This window comes from Paenibacillus sp. 2KB_22 (assembly GCF_052115745.1).
Taxonomy (GTDB): Bacteria; Bacillota; Bacilli; order Paenibacillales; family Paenibacillaceae; genus Paenibacillus.
This window is the reverse complement of sequence record NZ_JBFRHG010000006.1, coordinates 207550-226721: the sequence shown is the minus strand read 5'-3', so window position 1 is coordinate 226721 and position 19172 is coordinate 207550. Positions and strand designations below refer to the sequence as shown.

Annotated in this window: 14 protein-coding genes; 10 read left to right on the top strand and 4 right to left on the bottom strand. The window is 47.0% G+C overall.

Going from position 1 to position 19172, the window contains the following annotated elements:
• Positions 1-22 precede the first annotated feature (22 nt).
• The 3 genes from AB4111_RS26360 (at position 23) to AB4111_RS26350 (ending at position 5816) form a co-directional block, all read left to right on the top strand.
• Positions 23-2020 carry a methyl-accepting chemotaxis protein gene (locus AB4111_RS26360; RefSeq protein ID WP_442033890.1) on the top strand — a complete coding sequence of 666 codons (1998 nt, stop codon included), beginning with the start codon at positions 23-25 and terminating at the stop codon, positions 2018-2020.
• 71 nt (positions 2021-2091) lie between these two features.
• The gene (locus tag AB4111_RS26355) at positions 2092-2397 is read left to right on the top strand and encodes a PAS domain-containing protein (protein ID WP_442033888.1); all 306 of its coding nucleotides are present in this window, start codon (positions 2092-2094) and stop codon (positions 2395-2397) included.
• A gap of 194 nt (positions 2398-2591) precedes the next feature.
• On the top strand, positions 2592-5816 hold the full coding sequence (locus AB4111_RS26350; RefSeq protein ID WP_442033886.1) for a response regulator: 3225 nt from the start codon (positions 2592-2594) through the stop codon (positions 5814-5816).
• A 21-nt stretch (positions 5817-5837) separates the two neighbouring features.
• Here the strand turns inward: AB4111_RS26350 and AB4111_RS26345 are convergent, their stop codons facing one another.
• The gene (locus AB4111_RS26345; protein WP_442033884.1) at positions 5838-6512 is read right to left on the bottom strand and encodes a response regulator transcription factor; all 675 of its coding nucleotides are present in this window, start codon (positions 6510-6512) and stop codon (positions 5838-5840) included.
• Positions 6513-6647: 135 nt separating this feature from the next.
• Positions 6648-7511, bottom strand: a complete 864-nt coding sequence (locus AB4111_RS26340; protein ID WP_253430494.1) for a helix-turn-helix transcriptional regulator — start codon at positions 7509-7511, stop codon at positions 6648-6650.
• Positions 7512-7649: 138 nt separating this feature from the next.
• On the opposite strand from AB4111_RS26340, the gene fabF reads away from it, so the two are divergent.
• Positions 7650-8888, top strand: a complete 1239-nt coding sequence (gene fabF, locus AB4111_RS26335; RefSeq protein WP_442033881.1) for a beta-ketoacyl-ACP synthase II — start codon at positions 7650-7652, stop codon at positions 8886-8888.
• Between the two features lie 122 nt (positions 8889-9010).
• On the opposite strand, the gene AB4111_RS26330 is transcribed toward fabF, so the two are convergent.
• Positions 9011-10240: a nitrate/nitrite transporter gene (locus AB4111_RS26330; RefSeq protein ID WP_442033956.1), complete on the bottom strand. Its 1230-nt coding sequence runs from the start codon at positions 10238-10240 to the stop codon at positions 9011-9013.
• Between the two features lie 424 nt (positions 10241-10664).
• Here AB4111_RS26330 and nirB point away from each other — a divergent pair, with 424 nt between their 5' ends.
• The 3 genes from nirB to AB4111_RS26315 all read left to right on the top strand — a co-directional run bounded on the left by nirB (position 10665) and on the right by AB4111_RS26315 (position 15895).
• Positions 10665-12833 (top strand): nitrite reductase large subunit NirB, encoded by a 2169-nt coding sequence (nirB, locus tag AB4111_RS26325; RefSeq protein WP_442033879.1) that lies wholly within the window; start codon positions 10665-10667, stop codon positions 12831-12833.
• 41 nt (positions 12834-12874) lie between these two features.
• On the top strand, positions 12875-15007 hold the full coding sequence (nasC, locus tag AB4111_RS26320; protein ID WP_442033877.1) for an assimilatory nitrate reductase catalytic subunit NasC: 2133 nt from the start codon (positions 12875-12877) through the stop codon (positions 15005-15007).
• A 147-nt stretch (positions 15008-15154) separates the two neighbouring features.
• Positions 15155-15895: a hypothetical protein gene (locus tag AB4111_RS26315; protein WP_442033875.1), complete on the top strand. Its 741-nt coding sequence runs from the start codon at positions 15155-15157 to the stop codon at positions 15893-15895.
• Between the two features lie 218 nt (positions 15896-16113).
• Here the strand turns inward: AB4111_RS26315 and AB4111_RS26310 are convergent, their stop codons facing one another.
• A complete protein-coding gene (locus AB4111_RS26310; protein ID WP_442033873.1) occupies positions 16114-17046 on the bottom strand; it encodes an AraC family transcriptional regulator N-terminal domain-containing protein in 933 nt (310 codons plus the stop codon).
• 165 nt (positions 17047-17211) lie between these two features.
• On the opposite strand from AB4111_RS26310, the gene AB4111_RS26305 reads away from it, so the two are divergent.
• The 3 genes from AB4111_RS26305 to AB4111_RS26295 all read left to right on the top strand — a co-directional run bounded on the left by AB4111_RS26305 (position 17212) and on the right by AB4111_RS26295 (position 19160).
• On the top strand, positions 17212-17496 hold the full coding sequence (locus tag AB4111_RS26305; protein ID WP_442033871.1) for an Atu4866 domain-containing protein: 285 nt from the start codon (positions 17212-17214) through the stop codon (positions 17494-17496).
• Positions 17497-17515: 19 nt separating this feature from the next.
• The gene (locus AB4111_RS26300) at positions 17516-18253 is read left to right on the top strand and encodes an SDR family oxidoreductase (RefSeq protein ID WP_442033869.1); all 738 of its coding nucleotides are present in this window, start codon (positions 17516-17518) and stop codon (positions 18251-18253) included.
• 487 nt (positions 18254-18740) lie between these two features.
• Positions 18741-19160, top strand: coding sequence for a hypothetical protein (locus tag AB4111_RS26295; RefSeq protein ID WP_442033867.1), 420 nt, complete (start codon positions 18741-18743; stop codon positions 19158-19160).
• Positions 19161-19172: the final 12 nt, after the last annotated feature.

Below are 19172 nucleotides of genomic sequence, written 5' to 3'. Positions count from 1 at the left end.
AATCTGGAAGAGGTAGAGAAATTTGTCACAAAAAAATAGCAAACCGACCTGGTTCAACAAGATGCATAAGAATTTTAAGACAAAGCTGGTGGTGTCCTTTATTGCTTTCCTGGCCATTCCTTCGTTAAGTATTGGAGTCTTATCGTATAACAGTGCCAAAGGTGAAGTAGAGAAACAAATTTTACATAGTGCGATGGAAAACGTGAATCTTGCCAGTGCGACGATTGATCTTTCAATTAATACCAAACGGAATCATATTGAGTACTATGCAAAAACACTTGCAGAGGAATTAAGACAAGAAGATGCCGAGGTTCGGGTTGTGAACGAATTGAAGGGGTATGCTGCGCAGAACACAGATATCATCACCATAGGTGTAGGTACAGAGGCAGGTGTGTATCTGATGTCCTCTGATGCGGAGATGCCTGAAGATTATGATCCGCGAACAAGACCATGGTACACGGAAGCAATGGGTACTCCACAGCAGGTGATTGTTACAGATCCTTATATATCTGCTGAGACGAAAGAGATCACCATTACGATTGCAAAGGCACTGGAAGACCAATCCGGTGTGGTTCAACTGGATCTCGATCTGTCGGACATTAGTCAATTGGTGAGCGGGATTAAAGTAGGAGAACAGGGGCATCTGATTCTGCTGGATGCCAGCGAAAAGTATATCTATCATCCGACGATGCAACCTGGAACAGATGCAACAGAAGATTTTTGGACACAAGTGTATACCAATGAATCCGGTAACTTTAACTATACCTTTGATCAGGTGGATAAGGTCATGTATTACGCCTCGAATGCATCCACGGGATGGAAGGTCGCTGGCACCATGTTCTCCTCTGAAGTAGAGGATGCCGCTGCGCCTATTCTGAATCGAACGATTATGGTAATCGTTTCTTTTCTCGTCATCGGAATTTTGATCATCTGGCTGGTGATGCGATCGATTGTTAAACCGATTCGTCAGTTGAAGGTTCAGGCAATTCAGGTGAGTGAAGGAGATCTAACGCAGACCATTACAAGCACAAGCAATGATGAGATTGGTGAACTGAGCGATGCATTTGGCAAAATGCAGAGCAACCTGCGTGTGTTGATTCAAAATGTGGAGAACAGCGCCAGTCAGGTAGTCTTCTCATCGGATGAAATGACTCAGAGTGCGGAATCAACCAGTGCAGCCAGCGAGCAGGTCGCGCGAGCTATTCAGGAAATTGCGAGTGGTGCGGAGAAACAGACCCAGGGTATTGAACATAACCATCAGGCCATGAATGAAATTACAATTGGCATTACAAGAATCGCCGAACGTTCCATACATGTTGCTGATTTGGCAAAACATACAACGGTACAAGCGGAAGAAGGCGGCAACACCGTTAAGCAGACGGTCAGTCAGATGCAATCGATTCAAGAGACCGTAGAACAGACAAACCAATTGATTCAGGCATTATATGAGCGATCACACCAAATTTCAGCGATCACGGAGTTAATCGGAAATATAGCCAAACAGACAAACCTGCTCGCGCTGAACGCATCCATTGAAGCTGCTCGTGCAGGTACACATGGCAATGGATTCGCTGTTGTAGCAGCAGAGGTTCGCAAGTTGGCAGAGCAATCCGGGCAATCTGTCAATGAAATTACCGTGCTGACTACGGCGGTACAGGAAGATATGGCTGCTTCCGTTCGCATGATGGAGAAGGTGACTTCAGAGGTTGGAGAGGGTATGGAAATCTCTACAGAAGCGATTCGGAAGTTTGAATGCATTCTGGATAGCATGCGGGAAACGACACCTCAGATTGAAGAGATTGCAGCTACGTCACAAGAGATTACAGCAGGTGTACAGGAAGTATCTGCTGTATCCAATGAGTTGGCAGGCATTGCGTCAGGCAACGCTGCAACTTCTGAAGAAGTGGCCGCTTCTTCAGAAGAGCAACTGGCAGCGATGGAGCAGATTTCTGCCTCGGCTCGTGGCTTGTCTACCTTGGCTGAAGAGCTGCAGCGCCTGATTAGACAGTTTAAGTATTAAACGAGATCGTAGAAGAGAATATCACACAGGGACAACATCACATCATGTTTCATTAGAGGGAGTGGACAGCCATGCAACTAGAACTCAAAGTCTTCTTACTGCTAACGGATGCGGTCATGATTACAGATGAGGAGGGTGTGATTCTAGATGTGAATTCCGTTTATGTAACCAAAACAGGATTCTCACGGGAGAGCACCATAGGTCAGCCTGCCCGATTGCTAATGGATACCCACTGGAGAGGAAATCAGACCTGGTCCGGTGTAGCCAAATTGATGAAGGCTGATCAGGAATTGTGGGAAGCTCAAGTTACAATTACATCGGTTCATTTGGAAGATGCTCTCTTTTATATCAGCATATTTAATGATGAATTTTCATGAAAAAAAATCGTTGTTTTGTGATAAGGGTATGTTAGCTGAAAGTGGTAATTATTTTCAATAAAAAGGTCAATATCGTCAATTGAATAAGGGAGCCTGGCATACTATGATTTGTGTACTGGGGAACTGCGACCGTGAATCTGACAACATTCATTGAATGCATGAAATCCTGAAGTCGTAATGTGGACGGTGACCATTTGCTACGCGATCTTGTGTTAAATTTCACGCTAATTTTGATCTTTGTTTTCCTGATTCATCACTATCTGAACCAAACCAATGCTACCCGTTCAATATCCATCACGACTCGGATCATTATTGGTATTACGCTGAGCATGTTGGGCACGGCGCTTTATTATTTCTCTATTGTGTTTGAAGATGGTACATTGTTGAATTTCCGGGCAAGTGTGTATCTGCTCGCCGCTTATTTTGGTGGGACTGGCTCTGCATTTGTTACTTTTGCATTCATGTGGATTTTTCGGATTAATATGGGGCGTAATCCCTTGTTGGAGAACTGGCAGTATGCATTGACAGAGTTGTTATTTGTTGTAGCCATATGCCTGATCTTTAAGTATATCCGGGGATTTATGCAGAAGTGGTTGTCCGGAGCGTTGCTGCTGATAATTATGTATGAGTTTTTTGTACTAAAGACATATTCTCCTTCTCTGCTAATGATGGGGCAGATTCTCCTTTTTCAATGTATCTGCCTGCTGTCCGTTATAGTATTCCTGTATTATCTCAACCAAAATCATCGATATAGGAGATTGGTCGTTCAGAGGGATCAGGAAATGCTGGAGATGCTTCGTATGCAGCCAGGTTTTACTTTTAAAATCGGAAAACAGAACGGATTATTCGAGTACCTTCTGCTTGAAGGAGAAATGCTCTCCCGACTGGGCCTGGATATGAGTAGTCTGAAGCAAGATTACACGTTGGGCACATTGAATATTTTACCTCAAGAAAAGGTAGAATTTCTGCGGAAGCAGTTCGACCGGGCCTGGAAAGGGGAATCTTTTTTTTACGAGATTGAGCATGGAGGTTACTATTCACTGGTGAAAGTTCGCCCTCTTCTAGAAGAGGGTGTGGTGAAATATGTGGTGGGATATGGACTCGATATCACGGAACACAGAGCAGTTAAACGAAGAATTCAAGAAAGTGAAGAGCGATATCGGACCCTTGAGCGCGTGTCGGCAGACTGGTTCGTCGGCATGGACAGCAACAGGTATATTGTGTCAGTTAATCAGAAATTTCTGGATGTGCTCGGTCTCGGCAGGCAGGAAGTGATTGGGCGTCAGCTTGAAGAATTGTTGTTCATTGAGCAGCTGGATAACTGGTTGTTCATTTTCCAAAAAGCCTTACATCATAATATAGCCCAGGATACGGAACTGAGTTTCATTGTTGGAGAAGGTCATGAGCAGCATGTTCGGGTTCACCTATACCCTGTTAAAGTACTAAACTCGAGTGAGAAAATTAAGGCAGTCATTCATGATATTTCGGATCACTATAGACGTGTTAAGGCCGACAAAGCAAGCCAGGCGAAGAGTGAGTTTCTCGCATTCATGAGCCACGAGATTCGTACCCCACTGAGCGGCATTATCAGCTTTTCGTTGTTGCTTCAACGAACAGATCTATCTCCACAACAAAAGGATTATTTGAGTAAAATTAATGCGTCCTCCCAAACCTTGCTTGCCCTCGTAAATGATATTCTTGATTTTTCGAAAATTGAGGCAGGTAAGCTGATTTTGGAAAAGGTTTCTTTTTCACCAGAGGATGTGATCAAACGTGTGGCAGATCAGATCGGTGTGGCCATCGGGAACAAAGATATCGAAGTGATCTTTACAACCGATCCCGATCTGCCGTTAACGGTGATTGGTGATCCCTTCCGACTTGAACAGGTGTTATTGAATCTGCTGAGTAATGCGATTAAGTTTACGGAGCATGGATATGTAACGTTGCAGGCAGAGGTGCTTTCATTAGAGGCGGAGCGAGTTCAGGTCCGTTTTGAGGTAGAGGACACGGGAATTGGAATGTCACCCGAACAATTGGAACGGCTTTTTGTCCCGTTTACTCAAGCGGAACCTTCCACGTATCGAACCTATGGTGGTTCAGGTCTGGGGCTGGTCATCTGTTACCTTCTGGTGACCTCCATGGGAGGAAGCTTGCAGGTGGATAGTGTGCTGGAAGAGTACAGTCTGTTCTCATTCGACTTGATATTTGAACTTGCAGATTCGGAAGAAGAAAGTTCCTTCCTGCAAACGTACCCTCTTCTATATTGTGCGGATGATGTGGTTATCGTAGAAGAAGATGAACGAATGGGTGCAAGTTTGAAGCAGATACTCCACTCATTCGGGATGAAGCCGAAGCTGTATCCTTCGTTGAACCATATGCTGGAAAGTGATTGGTGTGTACCTGATGCACAGGGGATAAGTTCAATATTGTTTATGGTGAATATGGATGCAGAGCACGCACAACATAGTTCACTTTGGAACAAATTGGTGAAGCGATTGAATCGAACCAAATATCAGATGGTGGGTTATACTCATGCCTTTAGTGAAAATGCCCTGTGGAGTGAGGAGAGATCCTTTCACCCTGATCTCATGATGATCAAACCGATTACACGTCTGGGATTGTTCGAAGTGTTACTTGCACTTCAGGGTGAAGGGCCACTGGAGAACAAGCGGATGATAGAAGGCGACGAATTCTATTCGCGTAACTTAAAAGGGCACATTCTGATAGCTGAAGATCATGAAATCAATCAACTGGCCATTCGGGCCATTTTGGAACATATCGGATTCAAGGTCACGCTGGCAAACAGTGGCACAGAGGTTTTGAAGAAATTGCACGAACAAACATGGGAACTGATTCTGATGGATCTCTATATGCCAGATATGGATGGAATGGATGCTGCGCGACACATTCGCAAGATGAGGAAATATGACCGTACACCCATTATCGCGCTTACAGCGAATGGTTTAAAAAGGGACCATGAACTGTATCTTGAAGTAGGCATGAATGCAATACTGATTAAGCCCATACATGAACAACAGATAGCAGACATTTTGGCGATATGGATTGATCTAAAAGGCATAAGGGAGATCAATGGAATTGATTCAGATAAGGCCATCAGACAGATGGACGGCAAGCCGCATATTCTGCAATATGCGCTCACGAAATTCAGGACGGAATATGGCTCGTTTCAGAAAAAATTGACGATTCAGCTTCAGCAACAGCAGATCACTGATGTAATCCGTAATGTTCATTCTCTTCGAGGCGTAGCTGCGAATCTGCATGCAGTGGACCTGATGTGTGCGGTTCTCCAGCTGGAGATGCTCTTATCCGATCCATTACTCGAAGAAGAGGCACTCAACTCGGTATTAGAGAAGGTGCAACAGGAGATTGATCAAATTACCGGGTCTCTGCCATGGTGACCTGAATAAAGATGTATTATTTTAAGGTGTGAACTTATATCCGACCCCCCAGATCGTTTGAATGTATTGGGGGTTTTTCGGATTGTCCTCGATTTTTTTACGAAGCTTGGTAATGTGCACATCGATGGTGCGATCATTAATGCAGGCATCAATACCACGAATGGCTTCAATCAGGGCATAGCGGCTGTAGACCTTGCCAGGATTGAGGATAAACAGCTTCATGATCTCAAATTCGGAAAATGTCATCTCCACTCGCCGGTTATTCAACAGAACGGTTCTTCGCGCCAGATCGAGAGATATTCCGGGTTCCTGTTCAGTGACCACAGAGCTGTTCAATATAGAGTAACGACGCAATACAGCCTCAATACGTGCTTTCAGTTCCTGCATGCTGAAAGGTTTACATACATAGTCATCAGCCCCATCTGTTAATGATCGAATTCGTTCAGAAACTTCGGTTAACGAAGAGATGACAATAATGGGGATTGCCGTATGTTGGCGCATGAGAGAACAAGGATTCATACTTCCCGAATCAGGGAGCAGCAAATCAAGAAGCAGGATATCAGGCCGCGCTTGAAGCTGTAGAAGACCATCTCTTGCGTTATCGACACGGGTAACATCATACCCCTCACCTTGTAAATACAAGGATAATGTATCGCCTAACATGTTGTCGTCCTCTATGATAAGCACTTTCGTCATGATATTCCTTTCTGAACCCCCTTCTTGTAGAAGGATTAAGATCCATGGATTAACTTCATATACCTGATATTTAAAACATGCTACATGAGGATGTCAAGACTCTAACATGACTCCAAGAAGGTGAGAGAATCCGATTTATTGCTCGCCAAGATGTGGATCAGCTTCACGCTCGATCAGGCGCATCAGTTTGCGCTCGGTAGCGGTCTCTGGCGCAGGGGTGTAGACACTGCAACGCAGATCGGAACTACCCTGAACCTGCAACGAAGTCAGATCAAACAACATTTTGCCTGCTTTGGAATGCCTGAATTCGATTAATACGTCCGGGGCACTGCTGACGCTGCTTTGTTTCCAAAGGGTATGAAAATCGTGATGTCTGTTCATCATGTCATCCAAAAATAAATTATACCATTCATCATCGACATACTGACCATAATAAGCACGAAAAATCGCCAGAAATCCGCTAACAAAATCCTCCCAGTTCACCGCGAGCCTGCGAAACTCCTTTCGATCAAATAAGAGACTGATCATATTCCGTTGTTCGGGGGCAATTTGTTCAAAATCCATAAAAACATGCCGGGCTGCATCATTCCAGCCAACAATGTAACAACGCCGATCCGAGATCACGGTAGGGCAGTGATGAAGTTCTTGCAAAATTTTCTGCAAAGAAGGGTGAAGTTGAACAGGTTCTTCTTCCAGTGTTGGCAGTTCCGAGTGATGTTCCATGGCCAGCGAAAACAGATATTTTCGCTCATCCGCAGTAAGCCTTAGTGCTGAAGCGATGTTGTCCAAAACAGAGTGGGATACCTGAATATCCCGACCTTGTTCAAGCCAGGTATACCATGTTGTGCTCACTCCTGCCAGTTGGGAAACCTCTTCTCTCCTTAGACCAGGCGTTCTGCGCCGACTTCCAGTGGGTAAACCGACCGATTCGGGAGAAATTTTGGAACGCTGTGTTTTTAGAAAAGTTGACAATGCCTGTAACCTGACATCGTAGTTCAATCCATCACCTTCAATCCTCGTTATCATGGTAGTCATTATACTATTATAATTGACAACTTGTAATAGGATATTCAAAAGTGCACTATTAGTGGCAGAGCGTAAGATTAAGGAAGACAACAACGCTGAAGGAGGATGGACATGGAACGAGTCGTCATTACAGGTATGGGAGTCATCTCTCCTTTGGGAAATGATGTACATACATTCTGGAATGGATTAATTGAGGGTAGATCAGGAATATCAACGATAGATCATTTTGATACAGCTTCGTACAAAACCAGAATCGCTGGGGTGGTCCGTGATTTTGATGGTGAAGAGCTATTTGGGCGCAAGGAAGCAAGACGCATGGACCGATTCGTTCAATTCGCTGTTGCTGCTGCGGATCAGGCTGTATCCCAATCGGGTCTTGTGATGGACGAACTGGACCGCGAACGGGTAGGTGTATATATTGGTTCAGGCATAGGCGGAATCCAGACATTGATGGAACAAGGCAAGGTCCTGTCCGATCGGGGACCTGCGAGAGTCAGCCCAACACTCGTACCTATGATGATATCCAATATGGCTGCGGCTATGGTCAGTATGAGGTTCGGTTGCTGGGGGCCGACATTGTCGCCAGTAACCGCTTGTTCCATTGGCAATACAGCCATTGGAGAGGCTTTCCGTTGCATTCGTCATGGCGGAGCCGATGTTATTATTGCTGGCGGGACAGAAGCGGCTGTAACCGAAGTGTCACTGGCAAGCTTCGGTAATGCGACAGCGTTGTCAACAAGAAATGAAGCGTTCCAAGCAGCAAGCCGTCCATTTGATGCGGGGAGAGACGGTTTTGTCATGGCGGAGGGCGCTGGAATTCTGGTTGTTGAGTCACTATCTCATGCACTGGGAAGAGGGGCGAATATTCTTGCCGAAGTGATTGGATATGGCGCCAGTTCAGATGCGTATCATATGGTAGCTACCCACCCGGAAGGACGGGGGGCATATCTGGCGATGAGAGCAGCACTGAAAGAAGCTCAGATTGGACCTGAAGACATGGATGTAATTAATGCTCATGCCACCAGTACGGAGGCGGGTGACCTCTCTGAGACGAGAGCGATTAAGCAACTTTTTGGGACAGCTGCCTATGATATTCCGGTTACAGCGAATAAGTCCATGACGGGACATATGCTTGGTGCAGCAGGCGGTGCGGAGGCGATCTCACTTATTCAAAGTCTGCGGCACGGCATCATTCCTCCAACCATCAATCAGGAGCAGAGGGACCCTGAGTGTGATCTGGATTACGTACCAAATGAGGCAAGAAGAGCAGAGTTGCGGATTGGGATGTCTAATTCCTTTGGTTTTGGCGGTCATAATGCGGTTATTGTTCTTCAAAAATATTCATCTTAAGTAAAAGAACAGCCGTAATCAAAGGAACAGCGCAGCCTGATGGGGCCACGCTGTTCCTTTGGTTATTCATATGGATCATTCGTACGGCTGTACCATGATTAACGGGCGAGTGATTGCACGCCTTATGAAGAGAGAGACGTTGATTCCGCCATGCCTGTGCTGCCCCGATTCAACCAGCTCATACGCCAGCGGGATTGCATGAACAGAACAAGGAACAGAGAAGCCGCTACAATCAGGCTAAGGATGACAAAGCCTGGTGTATAGGATTGATAGCTGCTATACAGTTGACCTAGAATCAGTGGCAGTGCATACCCGCCCAATCCGCCAGCTGCACCTACAATACCTGTCATCAGGCCAATCTCGTTGCCGAAACGTTGCGGAACCAGTTGAAACACGGATCCATTTCCGGCTCCCAGACACATCATACCGAGGAACAGCATGACGACTACAACAGGAAGCGGTGGCATGAAGGATACTCCGATCAACATGATGCAGGCTCCTGTGTATAGGAAAGTCAGCATGCGGGTTCCACCAATTTTGTCCGCCAGATAACCTCCTACAGGTCGGAAGAAACTGCCTGCGATTACACAGAAGGTGGTAATATCTGCGGCTCGAACAGGTGAAAGTCCATACTGGGTGTTGAAGAAGATGGTGAGATAGTTACATAATCCAACGAAGCCACCAAAGGTCACACAATAGAAGGCACAGAATACCCAAGCATCTTTTTGTTTGAGCAGACTTCCATATTGGGACAATTTCTTGGGTTCAGGCCGGTTAGGGCTATTCTTGGCAAAGAGAGAAAAGAGAATAAATACGAGAGCGATCGGTATCATAGCAAGCCCGAACACAACTTCCCAGCTGCCAAAATGCGTAGCCAAGCGATTGGCAAACAACGTCGCGAGTACGGTTCCGCTGTTACCCGCACCGGCAATACCCATGGCGAGCCCCTGATGCTCTTTGCCATACCATTGGCCCGCCAGCGGTAGCGCAGCGGCGAAGGAGGCGCCCGCCACACCCAGCAAGAGTGCTACCACGTACAGTTGGCTTAAGGAGTCAACCCATAACCAGCCGAGTAATAAGGGAACCAAAGTGACGAGCATCCCGATCTGTGCGGTTAGTTTCGGACCGATATAATCAGACATGAAGCCGAGCACAAGTCGCAGGATGGAGCCGCCAAGAATAGGCAATGCGACCAGATTGGCCTTTTCCAGTGGAGTCATCGGATAGTCCAATGCAATGACAACTGCGAGTGGACCCAGCATCCCCCATATCATAAAACTGATGTCAAAATACAGAAACGCCCCGAAAAGGGTGGGCTTATGCCCGCTTTTCCAAAAACTTTTGCTCTCCATCATCCATCATCGCTCCTCATCCAATTGAGATCTTCGTAATTTGTCTAGGCTTGTTGAGGCAGAAAAAGGCCGCAATTCGTCCAGTTAAGAACGATTTGCGGCCCCGTTGCCGACAGGCGGTACACGTCATTGTGTTCCCGCATCTGAGTTGATCACAGCACTGTGATTTTGATTCAAATTATAAGCAAGAGAAAATAGATATGTCAACAAAAATTACATGTAATTTTAAATAATTCATTTATCAATCGTATTTCGTAGTTTTGATGTTAATTATGTTGACATTATATTAGGATTCCCTTAATCTGAATCTAATATGAATTCACACAAAGGAGTGTGGATTCGGGAGGCAACGGTGCCCTTTTCCGAATGATGGAGAAGGGATTTTTCTGTTTATTTTCAGGTGAGAGAGATAGGGGGGCAGCCCATGAGCAGAAGCAAACTGGTGATTATCGGGAATGGCATGGCTGGAGTGAAGTGTGTTGAAGAGATCATTGCACTGGAGCCTGATACGTATGAGATTGTAATCTATGGCAATGAACCCCGTCCCAATTACAATCGGATCATGTTATCGAAAGTATTGCAGGGCGAGCATTCGTTACAGGATATCATAATCAATGATTGGAGCTGGTATGCCGAGCATCAAATCCGGCTATGCGCAGGTGAAACGGTGCACCGAATTGATACCCGAGGAAAATATATAGAGACTGAATCCGGCCTAAGAGAAACATATGATGTCCTTATTCTGGCGACAGGGTCTTCACCATTTATCCCACCGATTCCAGGAATGGATAAAGAGCGGGTCATGTCCTTCCGGACCATTGATGATTGTACGCGCGTGTCTGACTATTCCAGAGAATATCGCAAGGCCGCCGTTATTGGTGGTGGATTGCTTGGACTGGAGGCTGCACGTGGGTTGCTGCATCTGGGTATGGAAGCTGTGGTGGTCCATAATGCACCTTACATTATGAACCGGCAGTTGGATCAGAAAGCGGCCGCGATGCTTCAGGAGCAGCTTGAAGACCAGGGCATGTCCTTTCTTTTGTCCAAAAATACGCAGAAAATTACCGGACGATCACAGGCGCAGGGGCTGCTGTTTACAGATGGTTCCAAGCTTGAAGCACAGGTTGTCATTGTCGCTGTAGGGATTCGGCCAAATGTGGATCTCGCCAGACGAAGTGGAATTGCCACGAATCGGGCAATCATGGTAGATGACTATATGCGCACCAGTGTACCGGATATATACGCAGTTGGGGAATGTGCCGAACATCGGGGAATCAGTTATGGTCTGGTGGCCCCCTTATACGAACAGGGGAAGGTGCTCGCACGTACGCTCTGTGGACAGGAAACGCCTAATTACAAAGGATCTATTCCCTACTCACAGTTGAAGGTATCGGGAGTTGATGTTTTCTCAGCCGGCGAGATTAGTGGTGAAGGCGTACAGACCGCAATTCAACATCTGGATGGCATTCAAGGCACATACAAAAAGGTACTGATGCAGGCTGGGAAAGTGCGCGGAGCCATCTTATTTGGAGATACAACCGAAGGAACGTTGTTGCTTGGACTTGTGCAACGAGGTGCGGATGTGGCGGAATTGGCTCCGCGTGAAGGGGCACCGGACCCGGCTGAGATGGCTGCTGCCGCATTATCGGCTCAGGAGACTGTATGTGCCTGCAACAATGTGACCAAGGCTGCCATTATGAAGGCAATTCAGGAACAGGGACTGGAAACGGCAGATCAGGTGAAGGAGCAGACCAAGGCATCGGGTTCATGCGGTGGCTGTCGCCCGATGGTGGCTGCACTGCTGAAACATACGCATAACCTGAAAAATAACGGGGGTACTGGAGTAGTAGCCACAGCAGATAAACCTGCTCCAATGCCTGTATGCAGTTGTACGGAGCTTGGGCATGCAGAACTGAAGGAAATGCTGGCTGACATCGTTGTTCCGAAGACAGATCTACCTTTGATCTTGCAGAAGCTGGGTTGGGGTTCGAAGCTTGGCTGCGCGATATGTCGTCCAGTGATCCACTATTACTTGCAGGTATTCGGTGGAACGATAGTTGCTCCAGAGATCGAAGGTCACTCCGAGGTTCAGGTGCGCTGGGATAATCATATCCCGTCGTCATCCTATGCCAGAGATGTGAGTAGGTTGGCTGCACAGCTTCGTGCCAGTTGGATCGGTGCAGTGATGCCGTCATCCGTGAATATAGGGGTTGCACCAGGGCCGGGATCATTAGTGAGCGCACTGGTTCAGGATATTGGTTTGCTGGCTTCACCAGCTGGATGGGAGATTTACGCAGGAGGTCATGCAGAGCATCCGGTCAAGCAAGGTCGTTTGCTCGGGGTGGCTGAGACGGAGATGCAAGCGGCTATGCTTGCATCAGCCTGTCTTCAATGGTATCGCCAAACCGCCTGGTATGATGAACCGTTATGGGCATGGACCGAGCGATTGGGATTCATTTCGATTCGGGAAACGCTGCTAGACGACCAACTACAGAAGGAACTTGTTGCGATTCATCATCATGAGCGGGATGCGGCTTCAGCATCCCCGATGAAGCAATCTCTTGAATCTCCCGCGGTGCAGGGCACCGTCTGAAACGGATCGGTCGATTACAGCTGAAAGGCAGGGATGGGAAAATGGAATTATCGATAACATCGGAAATGGCGGTATCCAAGCTGTATGTAAAAGAAACACAGTGTCCATATTGCAGCGTGCAATGCAAGATGACAGTTGAAGAGCTGGCTGCACCTGTTGCAGGTCAGAGCCGAGCGGAATATACAGTCCAAGGCGTTCCGAATGAAGCCTCTCAGGGCAGGCTGTGTGTCAAGGGCATGAATGCTCATCAGCATGCGCTAAGTGGTCAACGATTAATGCATCCGCTCATTCGTCGCAATGGTCAGCTTGAACCCTGTTCTTGGGAAGAGGCCATTCAGACCATCGCACAGCGGTTTCAGAACTTGCAAGATTCATACGGAGCAGATACGGTCGGAGTATACGGAGGCGGATCTTTAACGAATGAGACAGCCTACCTGCTTGGCAAGTTCGCCAGGGTTGCTTTGGGGACGAAATATATCGACTATAATGGACGATTCTGTATGTCAGCTGCCGCTTCTGCCGGAAGTAAAGTGTTCGGGATGGACCGTGGACTGACGTTCCGCCTGTCCGATATACCGAAATCGGACTGTATTATACTTGCGGGAACCAATATCGCAGAATGCCAACCTACACTCTTGCCATACTTTAATCAGGCGAAGGAGAATGGGGCCTTTCTTATCGTTATTGATCCCCGCAAAACGGCAACTGCGGCGATCGCCGATCTTCACTTGCAGGTAAAGCCTGGAATGGATTCCTTGTTGGCGGATACCATATTGAAAATAATGATGGATGCCGGATTGGTGGACCCTCATTTTATAGGCGAACGAACGCATGGATACGAGCAATTAATGCAAGGGTTGGCTGATCTTCAACTTGAACAGTCGGCACAAGAATGCGGAGTTGATCTGGCCCTGATTCGTCAGGCGGCGCTGGCCTATGGTAAGGCAGAGACAGGCATGATCATGACAGCGCGTGGTGTGGAGCAGCAGACGGATGGGCATATGGCTGTCAGACACTTTCTCAACCTGGTGTTAGCGACTGGCAAAATTGGCCGAGAAGGCTGTGGATATGGTGCGATCACCGGTCAGGGAAACGGTCAGGGCGGACGGGAGCATGGGCAGAAGGCTGACCAGCTGCCGGGCTATCGATCGATTGAAAATGAAGCCGATCGTGCCTATGTGGCATCGATCTGGGGCGTGGACCCTGCAACTTTACCGGGTAAAGGGGTCTCGGCCTACGAGATGATGGAGAAAGTTCATGATCAGGAGATTCGGGCTTTGCTTGTCATGGGCTCCAATCCGATTGTATCCAATCCTAATGTGCGTTTGGTGGAAGAGGGTTTGCGTAAGCTGGATTTTCTGATCGTGGCAGATATGTTTCTGTCCGAGACTGCACGAATGGCTGATCTGGTTCTTCCGGTTACCTCTTATATGGAGAATGAAGGTACACTCACCAATCTGGAGGGACGTGTTCTGCTCCGTGAAAAGGGACGACCTGCACCAGGAGAAACGCTCGATGATTGGGATATCTTATGCCGAATTGCTGCAAAAATGGGCAAAGCCTCTTACTTTCCATATGACCGTGCCGAGGATATCTTTAATGAGCTTCGGCTGGCGAGCCGTGGTGGAGTGGCTGATTACTATGGCATTACCTATGAGCGTTTGCGTAACGAAAAGGGTGTATACTGGCCGTGTTCTTCCCTTGAAGAGCAGGGAGAAGGCCTGTTATTCGGTGACCGATTCGCACATGCCGACGGCAAAGCGGCATTCACATGCGAGTCAAGCCTAGGCTGGAATGATATATCGCCGGAGTTCCCCTTAATTCTTACCAACGGACGTGTGCTCCCTCATTATCTTACAGGGGTGCAGACGCATCGCAGTCCGGCACTTGCAGCTCGTGAATTGGAGAACTTCGTTGAGCTTCATCCGGTTACCGCTGCCCGTCATCGTATTCACGATGGAGAGTGGGTAGAGATACAATCGGTGTACGGAAGCTTCACGGTTCGTTCGCGCATTAAGGATTCCATTCGGGAGGATACGTTGTTTGTGCCGATGCATTGGGGTGGTGTTCAGAATGTGAATCGGGCAACCCGACCGGAACTGGACCCGTTCTGCCGTATGCCCGGATTCAAGACGGCGGCAGTAACCATTCGACCATTGCGATTAGCCAAATGATTCATACAGGTTTCAGATTACTGGTTTCCAGGCGTCATAAGCTGCTCTAATGCCAACTTCGAGAACGGATATGTAAAATGACTGGAACTTAAAAGCAGAATAAAGCGTTAAGAATATATACTGACTAAATAAGAGGTGGGCAAACCTTTGAATAAGAAAACATTGGTTCCACTACTCACCCTACCACTGGTAGCTGCATCTGTAAGTGGTTACATGTACTTGAACAAACCGTCTATAGTTAGTGCTCAAAGCGATGTTGAAACCGCAGCACTTAAGGCGACCCAGGGTAAGGTGGATTATATTAAGGAATCGTTTGAAGACGGATCATATATCGTTCGCTATCGGGACCGTGTGAATTTGACAGAAGTTACTGAGGAATACCGTGATAACCAGCTTCATTACAAATTGATTATTGAAGATGGTGGTAAGAAAATTACTTCGTATGGTCGAGGTTTTGAGACGGGAAAATTGGTTGGGAATACTTGGACCATGCCGGACAACATAGCTGCTGAAAATGAGAAGTTGCTACAGATCTCGCTGTTGGAGAATGCTAAAGAAGAATTACAGAGTCAGGATTGGACCGTACTGGAAACTGCGGGAACACACTCCCGTTCTACTGCAGAGCGTAACGAGCAAAAGGCTGTTTCTGAAGACACACTCCACAAGGAAGTGGTAACCATTGATGTAAATACGGGTTTACCAACGCAACGTGTGACTTATCAGAAAGACAAAAACGGTGAAATTGTAACCAGCTCAACCAAGACCGAGGAGTACAAGCATCTGGATTCTATCCCGATGAAGATCCAGCGCCTTGCTCCGGAAGAATCGATTGAGATTAAAGAAATACCGGCGCCGGTCATTAAAGATAAGGTGCTTGGAGGGTCCTAAGATTTTCTATTTCATCAACAAGTACATTACAAGAAAGCCAGCCCTCATATTTGTTGAGAGCTGGCTTTTTGTATTCTTAGCCAAAGTCGAGGCATAAAAGCAACTCGTTTTCTTTGTGCATAGGGAACTTTAATCAGAAGAGGTGAAAACGCCTAGCCCTAAAATTACATTTAAGCTCAAACTGCTCCCAATAATTTTGGGTGTTTTTTTGCTTGAATTTAGCCCTCGATCTGGAGTGCATGGCGAAGGCGCTTGATATCACTTTTGGGAGGAAGGCCATACATGCGGGCGTACTCCCGACTGAACTGGGAAGGACTCTCGTACCCAACCTGGAATGCCGCATCGGCCGCATCGGTTGAACCTGCAAGTAACATTCGCCGGGCCTCCTGCAATCGAATCTGTTTTTGATATTGCAATGGGCTCATGGCGGTAACGGCTTTGAAATGATAATGCAATGAGGACGTACTCATGTTAATCATGGAAGCCAATTGCTCGATTCGCAGTGGATGGGCGTATTCGGAGTGAATTACTTCAATGACTTGGGCGATGTGCTGTGCATGACTGTTTTGGACTGCAAACTGCCTGATGGAATGTCCGTGTTCATCCTGAACCAGGCGATATAGAATCTCACGAGTCATAAGAGGTGCAAGTGCAGGTATATCTTCAGGTGTATCCAGCAATCTGACCAATCGGATTACGGCTTCCAGAAGCGGAGGTTTGTTTGAGCTTACAAACAAACCACGACGTGTTGAGTTGTTGGGTTGGGTTTGTGCGGAAGGAGAATTTTGAATAAGATCAAAAACCTGCCCCGAATCAAAATCAAGTCGTAAGCAAAGATAAGGGTGTTCTGTCGTTGCCTGTACCACTTGTCCTGAAATAGGCAAGTTTATGGAAGCGACCAGATACTGTGAAGAGTCATAGGTATAGCTCTCTTGTCCGAGAATAACCAGTTTGGAACCTTGGGCCACAATGCACAAGGCGGGTTCGTGCACGGTATGAATGGGCTCTGAAACCTGGGAAGCACGGATCAAAGCAAGCGAAGGAATTGCTGTTAGATGAATCCCGTCATCGTGGGCGAAACGACCGATTAAGCCGGCCAATTCCTGTTGCTGCTGAATAATAGCTGTATCCTGTTCCGTTTTGGATAGCATGGATTGCAGGCCCTCCTTTCCTGGTACTCATATAACCATTTTAAAATGCGTTGGACGAATAGGCAAGAATACTGTGGGATTCTTCTATCGTGCAGAGACTGATCTTCTACATAATGAAATTAAGCAATTGAAGCTGTTGGCAACAGAAAGGAGTGTTGTGGAAATATGGCAGGTAGTAGATCAGAAGACAGACAAGAAGTGGAACACCCGTATGTAGGGATGTGGGTGACGAAGGGCGGGTACATCCGACATGAACTGCTCCCTTCCGGTCGTTATGATGAAGCACGGGGAGATAGGCAAAGTGCGTATCAAGGTCGATATGTAGTCGATGGAGAACATATTGAATATGTGGATGATACTGGCTTTACTGCGGATGGAGACTTTAAGGAAGGCGTGCTTTATCATGCAGGCATGGTCTTGTACAGAGAAGATGCACAATCAAATACCTAAACAGGGGAGAGAATTCAATATGTCTAATGTAAAAGGGAAAGTCGTTGTGATCACGGGTGCAAGCAGCGGAATTGGGGAGGCAACAGCGCGTCTGTTAGCAGAGCAGGGGGCACATGTTGTTATTGGTGCAAGACGAGTGGATCGTCTAGAGGTGCTGGCTTCCTCCATTCGCTCGGAAGGTGGTTCAGTAGAATATCATGCCCTTGATGTTACACAGCTGGAAGACATGCAAACGATCGTAGAGCTTGCGCTCAGTCGTTATGGACGTTTGGATGTGATTGTTAATAATGCTGGAGTTATGCCACTATCAACCCTCGAAGCACTAAAAGTGGACGAGTGGAACCGTATGATTGATGTTAACATTCGGGGTGTTCTACACGGCATTGCAGCTGGGCTGCCCGTTATGAAAGAACAGGGTTTCGGCCAGTTTATTAATATCGCTTCCATCGGAGCTTATGCTGTGACACCAACAGCCGCAGTATATTGTGCAACCAAGTACGCTGTCCGTGCGATCTCGGAGGGTCTGCGCCAGGAGATAGGCTCAGATATCCGCGTGACCCTTGTATCGCCAGGTGTGACCGAATCCGAACTTGCCGAATCAATCTCTGATGATCAAGCACGCGAGTTCATGAAAGATTATCGGAGTATATCCATTCCAGCCACGGCTATTGCTCAAAGCATTCTATACGCGATCAACCAGCCGGCTGAGGTGGATGTGAATGAAATCGTGGTGAGACCCACTGCAAGCATAGCTTAAAACCTCGCTGTAAGACTCCAAAAATGCCCCCAACCATATGTACGGTTGGGGGCATTTTTTTGTACCTTATAAACAACTTGGTTCATATTCCAGGGTGGCTAACTACTAGCGCTACAATTATAATCTCACATAAGGAAGGAACACATCATGGATTTATGCTGTCTATACTCTTGGATCTGATCCAGTATTCAACAGGAAGATAGAAGGATTTAACCTGGGAGCAATTCAGGAAGAGTGTATTAGCTGGTTTTTGCGTATATGTACGCAAGTAGGCCATAGTTCCGTGGTTCCACGTAAACATGAGGATTGGCTCATGAATATGGATTGAATTTTAGTTATGATGTTCATTAGGGGTACATATGTACGTGTTTTTGATTTTATTTTGAGATAGATCGTCATTGCGAGTTTAGGTTATTACGCATCGTGGTATAGATATCGGGGCTTATGGAAGCTTCTTCAAATAGGGTAGGACAGAGGAGGCATGACAGTGAACATATGGATAACGGTAAAAAGTCTGGGTAAGCGCAAGCCGGTACTTGCCAAGCAAGCTGCCGAACTTCCGGAAACAACTCATACGCTAAGGCAGCTCATTGAAAATATGGTGGCTCTGCAAGTAAAAGCTCTTCAGGACAAGAAGCAACAGGCGGAATTGCTCGCCTACCTAATGCCGGATGATATTGAAGCGCAGGGAGCGGCGGGGAAAGTCGGGTTTGGCGCAGTATACAATGAGGGTGTTCCTGATCTGAATGGTGCGATGGAGACAGCTATAACTGCCTATGAGGATGGGTTGTACAAAGTGTTTCTCAACGATGAAGAATTGCAGGAACTGGACAAGTCAATTTTGATACAAGACGGCGACACCGTGGTGTTTATCCGATTTACAATGCTTGCCGGACGTCTGTGGTAGAGAGTGATGAAG

Coding starts and splice junctions, on each gene's coding strand:
- AB4111_RS26355 (WP_442033888.1), top strand. CDS start 2,092: ATGCAACTAGAACTCAAAGTCTTCTTACTGCTAACGGATGCGGTCATG.
- AB4111_RS26345 (WP_442033884.1), bottom strand. CDS start 6,512: ATGACGAAAGTGCTTATCATAGAGGACGACAACATGTTAGGCGATACA.
- fabF (WP_442033881.1), top strand. CDS start 7,650: ATGGAACGAGTCGTCATTACAGGTATGGGAGTCATCTCTCCTTTGGGA.
- AB4111_RS26330 (WP_442033956.1), bottom strand. CDS start 10,240: ATGGAGAGCAAAAGTTTTTGGAAAAGCGGGCATAAGCCCACCCTTTTC.
- nirB (WP_442033879.1), top strand. CDS start 10,665: ATGAGCAGAAGCAAACTGGTGATTATCGGGAATGGCATGGCTGGAGTG.
- nasC (WP_442033877.1), top strand. CDS start 12,875: ATGGAATTATCGATAACATCGGAAATGGCGGTATCCAAGCTGTATGTA.
- AB4111_RS26310 (WP_442033873.1), bottom strand. CDS start 17,046: ATGCTATCCAAAACGGAACAGGATACAGCTATTATTCAGCAGCAACAG.
- AB4111_RS26305 (WP_442033871.1), top strand. CDS start 17,212: ATGGCAGGTAGTAGATCAGAAGACAGACAAGAAGTGGAACACCCGTAT.
- AB4111_RS26300 (WP_442033869.1), top strand. CDS start 17,516: ATGTCTAATGTAAAAGGGAAAGTCGTTGTGATCACGGGTGCAAGCAGC.